This is a genomic window from Clostridium senegalense (genome assembly GCF_018916625.1).
GTDB lineage: Bacteria > Bacillota > Clostridia > Clostridiales > Clostridiaceae > Clostridium_J > Clostridium_J senegalense.
In genome coordinates this window covers 35,378-52,722 of record NZ_JAHLNC010000004.1, presented here as the reverse complement: position 1 = coordinate 52,722, position 17,345 = coordinate 35,378, and the positions used below count along the sequence as shown (strand labels likewise).

Here is a 17,345-nt window from a genome sequence, read left to right as displayed (position 1 = left end):
AAACGTTAGGAGATAAAAATGAGAGAAAAAATACACTCTATAGATAAAAATATAATAGATTTTATTTATTATAAATTAAAAAATCCTGTTTTAGATAGAGTTATGCCTTTTATTACTCATCTAGGGGATGGTGGTTTAATTTGGATTATAATATCAGCACTATTAATATTTAAACCCCAATATAGAAATTTAGGTGTGCTGTGTTTAATGTCTTTAGCTTTAAGTGTTTTATTAACTGAAGGTATAATAAAAAATATAGTTGAGAGAGTTAGGCCTATAATTAGATACCCAAGAGAAAATCCTTTAGTTACAATACCTAAGTCATACTCTTTTCCGTCAGGACATACATCATCATCTTTTGCTATAGCAACTGTACTTTTTATAACATTCCCATATTTAAAGCTAGCATCACTTTTATTAGCTTTTATGATAGGGTTTTCAAGAATTTATCTATATGTACATTATCCAACAGATGTTTTTGTTGGAATGATAATTGGGGTTTTGAGTGCAGTTATAGTTCTTATAACTTATAAAAATATTTTAATATATTAATTTAAAGTCACTGGCTAAATAATAATCAGTGGCTTTTTATAATATAAAAATTTAAAATTCACTTTAAAATCAAAAGGTTAAACTTGGTAGAAACAAGTATAAATATAGTTAGTTAAGAATTATGAATTTAGGATGAAAGTGGAAATCACTTTCTGAAAATGATTTTAAAAAATCTATCAAAATAATTTACTTTGCAAATTTATAAAAAAATACGTTGAGAATTACTAGGAACGAAGTGAGTAGTAATAACCATAATTGTTAACTATTCACTCTTAACTAAAATAATCTGCTAGTTATTGAAAAAATACTAATTTGATAAATGAATAACTTTAAAACTTAACTTTGAACCATATATAAGAACAAATTTAAAAATAATAAATAATATATAATAAAAGGAATAATTTAAATATGTATTTATAAGATTAGTGAATAAATGATATTTTTTCTTATTTTGTAAGAAGTTTTAATATATACATTATAGAGTTAATAACATTATTAAAGCATGTTGGGAGGTGAAGATATGATAGATTTAGCTATGGATTATGAAAAATTTAATAATGCTATTTATAATAGAAAGTCTATAAGAATTTATGAAGATTTAAAATTAGATTATAATGATGAAAGATTTGTTTTATATTTAAAAAATTATATAAATAGTTTAAATTGTGGAGTAAAGGTAGAAGTAGTTTTTGAAAAAAACCAAAATAGAGATATTTGTAACGATATAATTGGTGCATATGGAAAAATCAAAAATTGTAATGGATATTTTATATTATTAGGAGATAAACATAAAAAATTTATAGAAGATTATGTAGGATATTTAGGTGAATATATAATTTTGAATTGTACCTCAAAAGGCTTAGGAACTTGCTGGATTAGTGGTAATTTTAAAAGAACTAGTGTAATTGAAAGATGTAGTTTAAAAAAGAGTGAAAATATATATTCAATAATTTTATTTGGATATGAAAATAAGAAAGAAAATACAAGTAAAAGAGAAAGAAATTCTCTAGAAACTTTAATAATAAATAAAAAATTAAGTGAAATAAAATCAAAACAAGTTCTTGATGCAATAAATGCAGCAAGATTAGCGCCATCATTATTAAATAGACAACCTTGGAGATTTGAGATATTAGAAAATGGTATAAAGATTAAAAGGGATAGAGATATTGTAAAATCTAAAAAACTTATAAAGGGAAAAAGAATAGATATAGGAACAGCTATTTTTCATATTATAGTTTCTTTAGGGTTTAATAAAATAGAACCTAAAATTATATTATCAGAATGTGAGGATATTATAGCAGTGATAAATTTTAAAATATAATAAATAAAATATATACAAGTTGCCGTATAAAATGGCAGCTTATTTTTTAGTTATAGCAGAATTTTAAAATTGTGTGAATCGTATAAAGTAATGCAATAAAAATGGCGAAATATAAAGTATTAAGAAGTTTAAAAAATAAGGGAGTAAGTAGATGTGAGAAATCAAAAGAAGTATATTAAAATAATTACTTTGCTTTTCATTATGCTTTTAACTAGGAGTTTAACATATTTAAATTTATATAACATATGTGGGGATTCTAATGTAACTTTAAAAACTTTTCACATAAAAACAATTAAATATGTATCTTATGGAATATTAATTTCTATAATATATTTATATTGTTGCCATGAAAATAAAATAATTAAAAAGAATACATATAAAAATAATAAGCTTTTAATAATACTTTCAACTGTAAGGTTTGCGTTATTTTCAATAATATATCTTATTTTAAGTAAATTTTATACAAAATATCTAAATCTAAATATATATGTTAGTACTATTATAATTTTTTTTATCATTTCAAGAAATGTTCATATAAGAAAAAAAAACAAATTGCTTTCTAAGGAGTTAGATTTAATTTATAAAAAAGACAATTTAACTAATATATATAATTTTAATGTTTTTGAAAAAATAATTTTTTCATGGAATAAGCCGTACACTATATTTTTTATAAATGTAAAAAAATTAAAAGATATAAATGATGTTTATGGACATGGAGTAGGAAATAAGATTTTAATACAGGTTGCTAATTCATTAAAAAAATTAAATACATATGAAAATGTAAAAAAAGCGTATTGTAGGTATAATAGTGATAAATTTTTATATGCTATTGATACAACAGAGAGTAATTATATAAAAAATGTATTAGATAAACTATGTTTGAATAAAAGTATTTGTTGTAATGATGAAAAAATTGAGTTGATTTTTGAATTAAATGTAGGATATGCAATAAATGAAGATGAAGATTTTGAGACTATTATAAATAATAGCGAATTGGCCATGTACTATGGTAAGGAAAATAAGTTAAATAATCCTGTAGAATATTCACAAGAATTGAAGGAAAAGTATTCTAATATTAAAGATTTAGAAAAAGACTTAGATGATGCTATAGAAAATGATGAAATTGCAGTTGTATTTCAGCCCAAAATTTGTGCTACAACAGAAAATGTTAAAGGATTTGAAGCTTTAGCTAGGTGGAATCATAGGGATAAAGGATTAATATTTCCTAATATATTTATAAAATTAGCTGAAGAAAGTGGTAAAATACACAAAGTAGATCTATGTATTTTGAAAAAAGCTTGTGAATTTGAAAAAAAATTAGAAGGATTAAATATATATAATACTTGTTCTGTAAATTTTTCAGTAAAAACGTTGCAAGAAGAGGACATTGTTAATATAGTAAATGATATCATAATAGAAACTGGTGTAAAAAAAGAAAAAATAATAATAGAAATATTAGAGAATATAGACTTGAATCATAATAAATTAGTATTAGATAATATTACTGAATTAAGAAAATTAGGGTTTAAAATTTCAATAGATGATTTTGGAACAGAATATTCATCATTAAATAGAATAGCACAGGTTCCATTTAATGAATTGAAAATTCCTAAGGATTTTATAGATATAATATATAGTGATCGTCAATTAAAAGTATTGGAGTCTGTAATATTTATGGCAAAACTTTTAAAAACAGATACAGTAATTGAAGGGGTAGAAACTGAATATCAATACAAATTGTTTAAGGATTTAGGATTTAATTTGATACAAGGATATTATTTTTCAAAACCATTAAAAGAAGATGAATATATACAGTGGATAAGAAACTATATGAGGAGATAGTATGAAATTTCGAAGGTTAAAAGTTTTCTGCATAAGTTTTCTTTTAGGCATGTTTTTAAAACAAAATAATGTAATAGCTATGGAAAATGTAGAAGATTTTATTAATCAAATTGGAAAAACAAACAATTATGATCTTGTTAAAATGATTGATTATTGTGAGGAAATGTTAAATAAAAAACCTACACAAAAAAATGATAAGCTTCAGGCAAAAATTTATTTTAGTCTTGTTTATTTAAATAGATTAGAATTAAATTATGATGATGCATTAAAGTATGTTGATATTGCAAAATATTATTTAATACAAGAAAAATATTATGAGGAATTAGTAGATTTATATGGTATGGCAGCTAATATGACTTCATCAAAAGAAGAGTTTAAGATGTCTAGTTATTATGCTTATGAATCTTTGGAAGTATTAAATAAAATACAACTAAAAGATAAGAGGGAAAAATATAAAGAGGATAGAATAGCTATAAATTATCTTATGGCTACATTAATACAACAATTAAACGCGCCAGAACATGCAAAAGAGTATTATGATATAGGACAAAAATTAGAAAAGGAAAGTAAAAATAAAATAGATAGGTATGACATATATACAAGTTTAGCCTTTTATAATTATTATAATAAAAATTTTCAAGAAGCTGAAAAATACTTTACAAAAGCTTATGATAAATATTTAGAATTAAAAAATGAATATGGCGTTGATTTTAGAAATCAACTACTGCTAAATTTAGTATATTCTCAAATAGAATTAGAAAAATTTGATGAAGCAGAGAAAAACTTAAAACTTATAGAAAGTAGTCTTCATGACTCTGTAGATTTGATTGAGGTAGGAAAAATAAATAACGCTTATGGAAATTTATATTATAATAAAAATGATTATGACAATGCATTAAATTATTATTATAAGGCTTATAATAACTTGAAAGAAAAATCTGTTTTTAAAATGTCAAAAGATATAGTAAATAGACTTATAAAAATATATGAAATTAAAGGAGAAAGAGAACAAGAGCTTTATTGGCGTCGTAATGGTGAGCTCTTAGATGAAAATAGTAATGATAATGAAAATGGTATTGTAATTGAAATTATAGAAAAAATTCATAAGGATAAATATAGAGAAATAAATAATAATAAAAAATTTATATATAATTTAAAGGTAGGGTTAATATTTTTTATATTAACTACAATAATACTAATACTCACATTATTAATATCTGTACTATATAGTAGAAATAAAAAAAGGGAAAAGGTAAATTTAATTTTAAAAGAAAAGATAAATAAAGATCCTTTAACAGGAGCTTATAATAGAGAATATTTTAATAATATAGTAAGTACTTATGATGAAAATAAAAAACAATGTATTATAGCTATTTTAGACATAGATGATTATAAAAAAATAAACGATTCTTATGGACATTTATTTGGTGATTATATATTAATTGAATTGGTAAAGGTTATAAAAAAAATATTAAATAAAAAAGATATTTTAGTGAGATATGGTGGGGAAGAATTTTTAATAATAGTAGAAAAGAAAAGTTTAATGGATATAAGTCCATTAGAAAAAATAAGAAAAGAAATAGAAGAATATAATTGGAAAGAAAATGTTGAGATAACAGTTACTATAGGTGCTGCTAAATATGATGGAAAAAAAAGTGTAACAGATACAATATTATTAGCTGATAAATTATTATATAAAGGAAAAAACAGTGGAAAAAATGTAGTTATATATGAAAAATAATTATAATAGTATAATTTTTTTATAAAAAACAAAAGTTATTAATAAAGAATTTATAGGAGGATAAAAAATGAAAATAAAAAGAATTTTATTATTTACTATGATGATGTTATTAATAACTATTCCAGCAAGTGGGAAAGTTCCTCAGACTATTTTAATAGGTGAAGTACAGGAAGTTAAACAAGAAGGAAATTATACAAGGCTATTAGTTGAAGGATATCTAAAGGGTTGTGAGGTTTATAAGGAGACTGTAGTAGTTATAGTAAGTGAAGACACAAAAATATTAAAACCATGTAAAAAAGAACTAAATAAAATTGTCTTTGATAAAGGTGATACTGTATATGTTGAGTTAAGCCCAGCTATGACTAAGTCAATTCCACCACAATCAAGTGCTATGAAAATTCAATTAACAAAGAAATAATTTAATAAGAACATAGGTAAATCACTATTGCGCTATATATATTATAAATGCTAATAGTGATTTTTTAAGCTCTATTGTATAATTATATAATATATGTAGTTAATATTGGGTGGTGATTTTATTGAAAAAAATATTAATGATAAATTCTAGTTATAGAGAAAAGAATACTTTTATTGTCTTACAAAATATTAAAAAAGTATTATTAAATTATGGATACAATATTGAAGTTATAAATTTAAAAGATTATAAAATTTCATCATGTCATGGATGTGAATATTGTATTTATAAAAATAAATGTAATATAGATGACGATATGGAATTTTTAATGACAAAGTTACAGGAATGTGATGGAATTATTATAGGAACACCAGTTTATATCAATAATATGAGTGGAATTTTAAAAACATTTTTAGATAGGACTTGTAGGTGGTTCCATAGACCAGTACTTGAAGGTAAACCAGTAATTTTAGTAGCTACCACAGCAGGTTCAGGGCTAAAAAATACTTTTAAATCATTAAATGAAGGTTTAGTTCAATGGGGTGTTGATGTAGTTAGTGAAGTAGGGCGAACTATATCAAATTTAAATAAAGAAATTGAAAAAAAAGAAATTTTCCCATTTATAAAACATTTAAATACTGATGGGATGTCATACAGAGTTACCATGAAGCAAATAACAACTTATCAAGTTCAAAGAGCATTAGCTAATAATATTTTTGAATTTGATAAAGATTATTGGAAAGAAAAACAGTGGATAGATAAAATATATTATAGGCCTAAAAAAGTAGGAGTAATTGGTAAAATTACAGGAAGTTTACTATTTAACGTATTAGTAAGAAATATAAAGCCAGTAGTAGATAAAAGGTTATAATATTAAAAAGTATTTAATAAGAGGTGTGATATGGAGTTTTTAGATAATGATTATTATAGAGAAGAATTTAGGAATATTAAAGAAAATAAATTGCTTGTTGGCAAAAGTTTTGAACAATGTGAGTTTATAAATTGTGATTTTTTACAAGGAGATTTTTCATTTTCAACTTTTGAAGATTGTATATTTAAAGAATGCAATTTAGCGTTAATAAATGTGGATGATACAAAATTTAGAAATGTGAAATTTGATGGATGTAAGATAGCAGGAATAAACTTTACTAAATGCGATAATTTTATATTAGATATAAATTTCTCTGAAAGTTTAATAAATAGTTGCAATTTTTCTAGACTTTCATTAAAAAAGACTTCTTTTAAGGGAAGTATAATTAAAGAATGTGATTTTATAGAGGTGAGTTTACAAGAGTGTGATTTTACATATACAACTTTAACTAAATCTGTTTTCTTAGATTGCAATCTATCAAAAGCAGATTTTTCATATGCTAAGGAATATGATATAAATCCACAGGTAAATAATTTAAAAAAGGCAATATTTACAGTTCCTGATGCGGCTATGTTATTAAAGTATTTTGATATAGTAATAAAATAAAAATCTTAGTATTTACAATTTAAATAGAGAATAAATAACTATAGAAATAAGAAATAAGAAAATTTAAAGAAAAATATTGAAGATTTTTAATATTAGGAATATAATTAAACTTGTATTGAGGCTCATTGGTCAAGCGGTTAAGACACCACCCTCTCACGGTGGTAACAGGGGTTCGATTCCCCTATGGGTCACCATTAAATATCTCAAAGTTATAATATTTAATTAGCACAAGTAAGGTTATGTATAGAACGAAAAGTATACATGACCTTATTTTTGTTATAATAGAAAATGAGAAATATGAAATTAAAAAATAATTTAAACAAGGAGATTAAGATGCCTAAAAAAACAAGTAAAAATAATGATTTATTAAATAGTGTAAGAAATACTACTTCACCAAAAGTATACGATTTATTATTAAAGTTAGTAAATAATGGAGATGAGGATCTTGCTAATATGGTTTTAAAAATTGATTATTTAATAGAATATGCAAGTAATTGTGTTAAAGCAAGGGATTATGTGGATGGTAGAGAAGCATTAGATGGAGCTAAAGGTAGAATTGAAAAATTAAAAGAAAAAGGTGTAAATACAACCTACCTAGAATATTTATTTGAAGGTATAAATAAAAAATGTAAATAATAGTATGCTAAGAATATAGAATACAATTGTATTTACATATTCTTAGTATTTTTTATTGAATCAAAACTTTATAGATAAGCAATCTCCAATTTAAATTTATTCAATAATCTTAAAATTTAATTTGGAATCCTATAGTTTATTTCAATATATCATGAAACTATAGATAACATTATCTACAATATATATAATTATATATAACAAATAAAATAGCTATTATAAAAATTTATGAGATGTACAAGAATTAACAATATAAAAATGGTATGAAGAGGAAGATTTTATGAACTTAGAAGAATTAATATACAAAGCGGAAGATATTATGAATAAAAATTTTGTGAAGGTTTTTAGTCATGATACTGTGAAATATGCAACGGAAGCAATGATTAAAAATAATCTAGATGAAGTAATAATTATAAATGAATTAGATAGGCTGGAGGGGATTTTTACAAGAAATGATTTAGCTAAAGTTGAAAATATTAATTCAAAATATCCTGAAGTTAATATTTTTGAAGATTCAATCATAAATCATGGAACTAGAAATGTTTTTACAGTTTCTCCACAGGAATTTGCAAGAGATGTTAGAGATATGATGATTAAAAAAAATATCGGTAGAGTTCCAGTTGTTAAACAAGGAAAGGTTATAGGGGTTCTTACTAGTAATAATTTAAGAGATAGTTTTTATATAAAAATCGATGAAATGTTTAGTTTGCAAAACAATATACTTAACAATATACATGAAGCCATCTGTATTTGTGATGTGGATGGAAAGGTAATATATTGGAATAAAAGTGCAGAAAAATTATATAAGTTAAAAGCTTGTGATATTGTTGGTGAAAATGTAAAAAAACATTTTAATAATCCAATAATACCTAAAGTTTTGAAGGAAGGAAAGCCATTGGAAAATATTTATCATGAGCCAATGACTGGAAAATCAGTTATATTGAGCGTAATACCTATATTTAATCAAAAAAATGATATGATAGCGGTAGTTTCTACAGACCGAGATATTACAGAAGTTGTGTATTTATCTGAAAAATTAGAAAATGCAAATGCACAAGTAGAAGCCTTAAGTAAAGCATATAGTAAAGAATTTTCCAATAATTATACATTTTTAAATATAATAGGTAAAAGTAAAAAAATAATAGAAGCAATTTCTTTAGCTCAAAAAGTAGCTCCCACATCAGCTTCAGTGTTGATTACAGGAGAAAGTGGTACTGGAAAAGAAGTTTTTGCAAGGTCAATACATGAAGCAAGTGGCAGAAATGGCCAATTTGTAGCAGTAAATTGTAGTGCTATACCAGAAAATTTATTAGAAAGTGAGCTTTTTGGATATGTAGAAGGTGCTTTTACAGGAGCAACTAAAAAAGGAAAAATGGGTATGTTTGAATTTGCAAATAATGGTACATTGTTTTTGGATGAAATAGGGGACATGCCTATAGGCATGCAAAGTAAATTATTAAGAGTTTTACAAGATGGTGTTGTAAATAGATTAGGAAGTGAAAAATTTATTAATACTAATACTAGGATAATAGCAGCCACTAACAAAGATTTAAATAAGGCTATAAAAGAAAAATCCTTTAGATGTGATTTGTTTTATAGATTAGCAATAGTTCAAATAGAACTTCCACCGTTAAGAGAAAGAAGAGGGGATATAAAGAACTTTATAGATTTATTTATTAAAAAAATATCTCAAAAAGAAAAAATAGATATTATTTCTGTGGATGAAGAAATATATGAGATTTTATCTAGTTATAAATGGGAAGGAAATATAAGAGAGTTAAAAAATGTAGTTCAGAGGATGGTGGTGTTATCAACTGATAAAAAAATTAGTGTAAAAAATATACCAAACTATATTTTAGAGTATAATAAATCACAAATAATGGGATTTAATAATGCCATTATTGATAAGTATGATTTGGAAAACAGAATAAAGCAATTGGAAAGTAATTTAATAAAAGAAGTTATGAATATATGTAATGGGAATAAAGTAAAAGCAGCAGAAATGCTTAAAATAAAAAGAAGTACGTTATATTATAAATTAAATCAAATAGATTAAAAAATTAATATTATTTACAAAAATATATCATTTTATTAATTATAGTAGTAGTGTCAGAAAAATGACACCTATGTCAAAAATAAGTCATATTTAACAAATAAAGACAAATCAATAATTCTTCATAAAAAAATAACAAAATTATAACTTTAACTGTCAAAAAAATGTCATATTTAAAATAAGAACAAAATAGCCACTATGAATATTAGTTTATTTATAGTGGCTATTTTAATGGTGTTTGCTATTAATTTTATAAATAATATAAAAGTTGGCATGTAAATTGCTCAATATAACTATGACTACATATATTGACGAGGTTTACATAAAAATATTGAAATGTGTGAGGTAAGAAAATGGACAATATAGTTAGAATACCATTAAAAATGCATATAGGTGCTAGTTGTGAGCCAATAGTTAAGGTTGGAGAAAAAGTAAAAAGAGGTCAGTGCATAGGAGAACCTAATAAGGGACTAGGTGCTAAGATACATGCTAGTATTTCAGGGGAAGTAAAAGAAATCACTGAAAATGAAATAAAAATATTGAAAAATGATAGTCAAACTAATGACTATGTACCGATAAAGGAGTGTACTACAGTTAAAGAATATATTTTTGAAGCTGGAATTGTTGGTGCAGGTGGAGCTGGTTTTCCCACTCATGTGAAATTAAATGTTGAAATTCCAGATGGCTGTATAATAGCTAACTGTGTTGAATGTGAACCATTATTAAAGCATAATATAAAAGTTTTACAAGAAAATCCAATGGATGTTATTAAAGGTATTAAATATGCTATGGAAGTTACAAAAGCACCAAAAGCTTATATAGGAATTAAAGGTAAGAATGAAAAGGCTATTGAGGAAATAAAAAAAGTAATAGAAAATGAAGAAAATATAGAAGTTAAAGAACTTAAGGATATATATCCAGCAGGAGAAGAAAGAGCGTTAATACATGAAGTATTAGGTGTTTGGCTAGAACCTACACAACTTCCAGTTGAGGCTGATGTTGTGGTTTTAAATGCTGAAACTCTTGTAAATATAAAAAGAGCAGTGGAAGATAGAAAACCTGTTATAGATAAAGATATTACAGTCGCAGGAAAACTAAAAAATTTAGAAGAAAAAGTGTTTTTACAAGTGCCAATAGGAACAAAAATAAGTTCTTTAATAGATGAATGCGGTGGTATTGATGGAGAATATGGAGAAATCGTTATAGGTGGACCGTATACAGGAAAAGCAGGAGATCTTAATAATTCAATTGTAACAAAAACTTCAGGTGGAGCAATAGTTACTATGACGTTTCCAGAGTATAAAGGAAATGTGGGGTTATTAGTATGTGCTTGTGGAGCTAATGAAGAGAGACTTAGAGATATTGCAGGTAAGATGAAGGCTAATGTGGTTTCTGTAATGGATTGCAAAAATATAGTTAAAATAAAAGGTGCTAACAAATGCAAAACACCAGGAGATTGCCCAGGTCAAGCAGCTGTTGTAATGAAATTTAAAAAAGACGGAGCAGAAAGAATAATAATAGCCAATTGTAGTGATTGTTCTAATACCGTTATGAATTCTGCACCTAAATTAGGATTAGCTGTGTATCATCATACAGATCATGTATTTAGAACAGTTAATCATAAATTAACTAGAAGATTAAAAATAGACTAGGAGGAATTTATTATGTCAATGACTAAAGAGCATGCAGAAGCTTTGAAAAATGAAGTTGCTGTAGTTTGTTGTAGAACAGAAGCTGGAACTATAATTTCAGCAGATAATTTAGAAGATCCAGATATATTCCCAGATATGGTTGACTCAGGACTTTTAAACATTCCAAGTGATTGTTTAAAAGTTGGAGAAGTTATTGGTGCAAAACTTTTAAAAACAATAGATTCATTAACACCATTAACTAAAGATGTATTAGAAGGTGTTAAAGAATTAGAAGGTAATAATGATAAGACTAAAAAAGAAGAATTTAAAATAGATGAAGATGCAAAAGCTGTTTTAAAGATAAATAAAAAATGTGGTGAAATCATAAATGAAAATGATTTAGAAAATCCTATGTATTTTGAACAATTAGAGGATTCACTACTTGTTAATTTAGGGGAGAGAGTTTTAACAGTAAAAGAAGTTTTAGGAAAAGTGTTATCTGTAGATGTTGTAGCATTAACTCCTATAACAGCAGAATTATTAGAAGGATATAAAGAAGTTGTAAAAGAAAATCAGGGAATAACATCTTATATAAATGGTGGAATTTTAAAAATTAAAATTGAAGAGGGAAAAGGAATAGATATAGAAGTACCTTTAAATTCATTTCCTATGACAGTTGAAGATAAAAAAGAAAATTTAATAAAAAAGGTTTCTGAAGCTGTTGATAATAAATCATTAAAAAAAGAAGAAACTTCTAAAAAAGAAATTGTTTTAGAACCTAAAAAAGTTAGAAATTTAACTAAAAAGCATTTTAAAATAGAAGAAGTTGAGTTTGGACAAGAAACAAAAATAGAAGGAACAACATTATACATAAGAGAAGATATTTGTAATCAAGCTCAAAATGAAAGTGAGTTAGTAAAATCTATAAAAATAGATATAATAACACCGGAAAAATATCATACGTACTCTGAAACTATAATGGATGTTCAACCAATAGCTACTAAAGAAGGTGATTCTAAAGTAGGTACAGGTGTAACTAGAGTACTTGATGGTGTAATAGTTATGGTTACTGGAACTGATGAGGACGGAGTTCAAATTGGGGAATTTGGATCATCAGAAGGTATATTAGATGAAAATATTATGTGGAATAGACCAGGTGCTCCAGATAAAGGAGATATATTTATAAAGTCAGAGGTTGTTATAGCGAGAGGTACAAACATGGAAAGACCAGGCCCATTAGCTGCTCATAAAGCAACGGATTTTATAACACAGGAAATAAGAACTGCGCTTAAAGAATTAGATGAAAGTTTAGTTGTTTCAACAGAAGAATTAGTTCAATATAGAAGACCGGGAAAGAAAAAAGTTATTTTAGTTAAAGAAATAATGGGACAAGGTGCTATGCATGACAACTTAATACTACCTCAAGAGCCAGTAGGTGTTTTAGGGGGAAAACCTAATGTTGACCTTGGTAATGTACCAGTTATGCTATCACCACTTGAAGTTTTAGATGGGGGTATACATGCTTTAACTTGTATAGGGCCTGCATCTAAAGAATGTTCAAGACATTATTGGAGAGAACCATTAGTAATTGAAGCTATGAATGATGAAAACATAGATTTAGCAGGAGTTATATTTGTAGGGTCGCCACAAATAAATGCTGAAAAATTCTATGTTTCAGAAAGACTTGGAATGATGGTTGAATCTATGGATGTTGATGGTGCTATAGTTACAACAGAAGGATTTGGAAATAATCATATAGATTTTGCTTCTCATATTGAACAAATTGGAATGAGAGATGTTCCATGTGTAGGGATGTCATTCTGCGCAGTTCAAGGAGCATTAGTTGTTGGAAACAAATACATGAAGTATATGGTAGATAATAATAAATCAGAAGCAGGAATTGAAAATGAAGTTCTAGGATGCAATACTTTATGTAAAGAAGATGCAATAAGGGCATTAGAAATGGTTAAATCAGCTATGGCGGGTAAAGATGTAAAAGCAGCTGAAAGAAAATGGAATTCAAATGTAAAAGAAAATAATTTGGAAGAAATAGAAAAAACATATAACAAAAATATAGTTAGAGTAGAAAATGAAACAGCTATTCCTATGAGTCAAAAAAGATTAGAAAAATATTCAACAAAGTAATTAAATTCTATTTAGGCATAATCAAATAAATAATAGACCAAATATGCTTTGAATCTTTGGTTTCTTATTTCTTTTCATATGCCTTATGAAAAGAGGAGTGCAAATGAAGTATGATGATAAGATTATAGAAATGCAAGGCATAATAGTTGAAATACATGATGGATGTGTTGCAATGGATTTAAAAGGTAGGCTTGGATATATGAAAATACCAATGAGAATGCTTATAACTGATTATCCTCTAAAATTAGGCCAAGAAGTAGGATTTAAAATGAGTTTTCCAGAAGTTTTAAAAGAAGAACCAAATGATAAATATGTAAGCAATTTAATGAAGAGAGAAAGAAAGGATGGAACACAAAATGGTTAGTACTGTTGTGAATAATTTACAATCAGAAATATTTGTGCCAATAACACCAACACCAGTATGGACACCAGTTACAAAAGAATTAAAAGATATGAAGATCGCTTTTGCAACTGCTGCTGGAGTTCATTTGAAAAGTGATAAAAGATTCAATCTGGCAGGAGATTTTACTTATAGATTAGTACCAGGAGATGTTAAAACAGAAGATTTAATGGTGTCTCATGGTGGATATGATAATGGAGATGTAAATAAAGATATAAATTGTATGTTTCCAATAGACAGATTAAGGGAGTTAAAAGAAGAAGGATTTATAAAAGAAATAGCCCCAACGCATATAGGCTTTATGGGTGGTGGTGGAAACCAAGAAAAATTTACTCATGAAACAGGACCATCAATAGCTAAAATTTTAAAAGAAGAAGGGGTAGATGCTGTAGTATTAACAGCAGGATGAGGAACTTGTCATCGTTCAGCTGTATTAGTACAGAGAGCGATAGAGGAATCAGGGATTCCTACGATTTGTATAGCTGCATTACCACCAGTTGTAAGACAAACTGGTACACCAAGAGCCGTAGCGCCACTTGTTCCAATGGGAGCTAATGCTGGTGAACCAAATAACAGAGAAATGCAGATAAATATATTAAAAGATACTTTAAGAAAGTTAGTTGAAATAGACACTCCAGGAAAAATAGTATCACTTCCATATGAATATATAGCAAAAGTTTAATAAATAAAATTATGAGAATTCCGATTTTCTATCAATAGAAAATCGGAATTCTCACATAGAAACATATTAGAAGATTATAAAAATAATTATGAGGTATATTTATGTATAAATTTAAAAAATTGAGAAAACTTGTAATTAAGGCTTTTCATATTGAAGAAGTTAAATTTTATGACAAAACATTTATAGACAATAAAACTTTATACATAAGAAAAAATATTATGGAAGATATAGAATTTGATAGGGAAATTATAAAATCTATAGATTTAAATGTTATTTATAAGGATGAAAGAAATATATTTGTGAATTCTATAATGGATTTTTATCCTATAGCAACTAAGGTTTTAGGAGAATTAGGAGAAGGAATAACTCATGTTATAACCGGAGTAACTGTTATGATAAATGGTATAGACGATGAAGGTATTCAAATATGTGAGTTTGGGAGTTCAGAGGGGATTTTAAGTGAACAAGTTGTATTTGGAAAGGCAGGTACTCCTGATATAGATGATATAATTATTCAATTTGATGTAGTAGTAAATAAGGATAAAGCCAGTAAAAGAGAAACAATTTTAGAAATACATAAATGTTGTGATAAAGTAATTCAAAATATAAGGGAATTACTTAAAAATATTAATGGCAGATATTGTGATGAAAAACATGAATATTACGATAAAGTAAATAAAGAGGGTAAAAAAGTAGTTATAATAAAGCAAGTTGCAGGACAAGGGGCTATGTATGATACAGCTTTGCTAGGGAATGAACCATGTAGTTCTATAGGTGCTAAATCAATAATTGATATGGGGAACATTCCAATAATATTAACTCCGAATGAATATAGAGATGGAGCTTTAAGAGCAATGCACTAAAAACATACTGATATTTAAGGCGAAATTTAAAACTTATACAAGCTATATTGTGGAGGTGATTTTTAGATGGGAATAGGGCCGTCTACAAAGGAAACAACAAAGCATCATTTTAAGGATCCTTTGGTGGAGTTAGTTTCAGGTGATAAAGATATAGATTTGTTAGGAATTATGATAGTAGGGACACCTCAAAACAACAAAGATAAATTATTTGTTGGAAAAAGGGCTGCAACTTGGGTAGAAGCTATGAGGGCAGATGGTGTTATTTTGTCTTTAGATGGATGGGGAAATAGTCATGTAGACTTTGCCAATACTATTGAGGAAATAGGAAAAAGGGGAGTTCCAGTTGTGGGATTAAGTTTTGTAGGTAAACAAGCTCAATTTGTAGTTAAAAACAAATATATGGACACCATAGTTGATTTTAATAAAAGTAAACATGGTATAGAAACAGAAGTTGTAGGTGAAAACACTGTTACAACTTTAGATGCTAAAAAAGCATTAGCATTTTTGAAATTGAAAATGAGAAAAATGGAGGAATAAAAATGAAAGTAGTAAAGTCTATTCAAGCTATAGATTCACATACAATGGGGGAACCAACAAGAATAGTAGTAGGGGGAGTACCACAAATACCAGGAAAAACTATGCCAGAAAAAAAATCTTATTTAGAAAAACATATGGATAATTTAAGAACAGCTATAATGTTAGAGCCAAGGGGTCATAAAGATATGTTTGGCTCAATAATAACTCAGCCAACTAAAGAAGAGGCTGATTTAGGTATTATATTTATGGATGGTGGCGGATATCTTAATATGTGTGGACATGGTTCTATTGGTGCTGCTACAGTAGCAGTTGAAACTGGTATGGTAGAAGTTAAGGAACCATATACAAATATAACATTAGAAGCTCCAGCAGGATTAATAAAAGCAACTGTAAAAGTTAAAGATGGAAAAGCTGTAGAAACATCTATTGAAAATGTACCAGCATTTTTATATAAAGAAAATATAAAAATAGAGTTACCAGAGATAGGAAAAATATTAGTTGATATATCCTTTGGGGGAAGTTTTTTTGTTTTAGTTAAAGCATCTGATTTAGGTATTGAGATAGATCCTAAAAATTCTACTCAGATTTCAAGTATTGGTATTCAAATTAGAGATATAGTAAATAAAACTATAAAAATAGAACATCCGACATTAAAGCATATAAAAACTGTAGATTTAGTAGAAATATATGGACCGGCAAAAAACATAGATGCTACACTTCAAAATGTTGTTGTATTCGGAGATGGACAAATAGATAGATCACCTTGTGGAACAGGTACAAGTGCAAAGATGGCGGCACTTCATGCTAAAGGGTTATTAAAAGAAGGGGAAGAATTTATTTATGAGAGTATTTTAGGAACTATGTTTAGAGGAAGAATATTAGGAACAACAAAAATTGAAAATTTTAATGGCATAATACCAGAAATAACTGCGAGTGCATATATAACTGGTTTTAATCATTTTGTTATTGATGATACAGATCCTGTTAAGTTTGGATTTAAACTTTCTTAAAAAGTAAAAGAAAAAGTAAAAAAAATTTTTTTAACTATTGAAA

The 17,345-nt window shown here is 26.4% G+C and carries 14 protein-coding genes, 1 tRNA gene and 1 pseudogene; all 16 read left to right on the top strand.

All coding sequences use genetic code 11. The annotated features are described in order from the left end of the window. Positions 1-18 precede the first annotated feature (18 nt). The 16 genes and pseudogenes from KQI36_RS08910 (at position 19) to KQI36_RS08830 (ending at position 17,302) form a co-directional block, all read left to right on the top strand. Positions 19-552 carry a phosphatase PAP2 family protein gene (locus KQI36_RS08910; protein WP_010294893.1) on the top strand — a complete coding sequence of 178 codons (534 nt, stop codon included), beginning with the start codon at positions 19-21 and terminating at the stop codon, positions 550-552. A 520-nt stretch (positions 553-1,072) separates the two neighbouring features. Beyond that, positions 1,073-1,873: a nitroreductase family protein gene (locus tag KQI36_RS08905; RefSeq protein WP_216450601.1), complete on the top strand. Its 801-nt coding sequence runs from the start codon at positions 1,073-1,075 to the stop codon at positions 1,871-1,873. A 153-nt stretch (positions 1,874-2,026) separates the two neighbouring features. Beyond that, complete coding sequence (locus KQI36_RS08900; RefSeq protein WP_216450600.1) at positions 2,027-3,715, top strand: EAL domain-containing protein; 1,689 nt, start codon at positions 2,027-2,029, stop codon at positions 3,713-3,715. A gap of 1 nt (position 3,716) precedes the next feature. After that, the gene (locus KQI36_RS08895; protein WP_216450599.1) at positions 3,717-5,456 is read left to right on the top strand and encodes a GGDEF domain-containing protein; all 1,740 of its coding nucleotides are present in this window, start codon (positions 3,717-3,719) and stop codon (positions 5,454-5,456) included. A gap of 67 nt (positions 5,457-5,523) precedes the next feature. Continuing rightward, positions 5,524-5,874: a hypothetical protein gene (locus KQI36_RS08890; protein ID WP_216450598.1), complete on the top strand. Its 351-nt coding sequence runs from the start codon at positions 5,524-5,526 to the stop codon at positions 5,872-5,874. Between the two features lie 121 nt (positions 5,875-5,995). Further along, complete coding sequence (locus KQI36_RS08885) at positions 5,996-6,742, top strand: flavodoxin family protein (RefSeq protein WP_216450597.1); 747 nt, start codon at positions 5,996-5,998, stop codon at positions 6,740-6,742. A 30-nt stretch (positions 6,743-6,772) separates the two neighbouring features. Beyond that, entirely contained in the window at positions 6,773-7,348 is a 576-nt protein-coding gene (locus KQI36_RS08880; RefSeq protein WP_010294878.1) for a pentapeptide repeat-containing protein, read from the top strand. 119 nt (positions 7,349-7,467) lie between these two features. Next, positions 7,468-7,542, top strand: a tRNA-Glu gene (locus KQI36_RS08875). Between the two features lie 139 nt (positions 7,543-7,681). Further along, a complete protein-coding gene (locus KQI36_RS08870; protein WP_216450596.1) occupies positions 7,682-7,984 on the top strand; it encodes a hypothetical protein in 303 nt (100 codons plus the stop codon). A 277-nt stretch (positions 7,985-8,261) separates the two neighbouring features. Next, entirely contained in the window at positions 8,262-10,037 is a 1,776-nt protein-coding gene (locus tag KQI36_RS08865) for a sigma-54-dependent Fis family transcriptional regulator (protein WP_216450595.1), read from the top strand. A 350-nt stretch (positions 10,038-10,387) separates the two neighbouring features. Next, the gene (gene prdC, locus KQI36_RS08860) at positions 10,388-11,686 is read left to right on the top strand and encodes a proline reductase-associated electron transfer protein PrdC (RefSeq protein ID WP_216450594.1); all 1,299 of its coding nucleotides are present in this window, start codon (positions 10,388-10,390) and stop codon (positions 11,684-11,686) included. A 12-nt stretch (positions 11,687-11,698) separates the two neighbouring features. Continuing rightward, positions 11,699-13,810 (top strand): D-proline reductase (dithiol) proprotein PrdA, encoded by a 2,112-nt coding sequence (prdA, locus tag KQI36_RS08855; RefSeq protein WP_216450593.1) that lies wholly within the window; start codon positions 11,699-11,701, stop codon positions 13,808-13,810. Positions 13,811-13,907: 97 nt separating this feature from the next. Beyond that, positions 13,908-14,174 (top strand): CBO2463/CBO2479 domain-containing protein, encoded by a 267-nt coding sequence (locus KQI36_RS08850; RefSeq protein ID WP_341473510.1) that lies wholly within the window; start codon positions 13,908-13,910, stop codon positions 14,172-14,174. Continuing rightward, on the top strand, positions 14,167-14,892 hold the full coding sequence (prdB, locus tag KQI36_RS08845; protein WP_216450734.1) for a D-proline reductase (dithiol) protein PrdB: 726 nt from the start codon (positions 14,167-14,169) through the stop codon (positions 14,890-14,892). Before KQI36_RS08850 ends, prdB begins: the two co-directional genes overlap by 8 nt. 101 nt (positions 14,893-14,993) lie before the next feature. Next, a pseudogene (gene prdD / locus KQI36_RS17710) lies at positions 14,994-16,292 on the top strand (proline reductase cluster protein PrdD). A gap of 2 nt (positions 16,293-16,294) precedes the next feature. Then, entirely contained in the window at positions 16,295-17,302 is a 1,008-nt protein-coding gene (locus tag KQI36_RS08830; RefSeq protein ID WP_216450590.1) for a proline racemase, read from the top strand. The last annotated feature ends 43 nt before the right edge of the window (positions 17,303-17,345 follow it).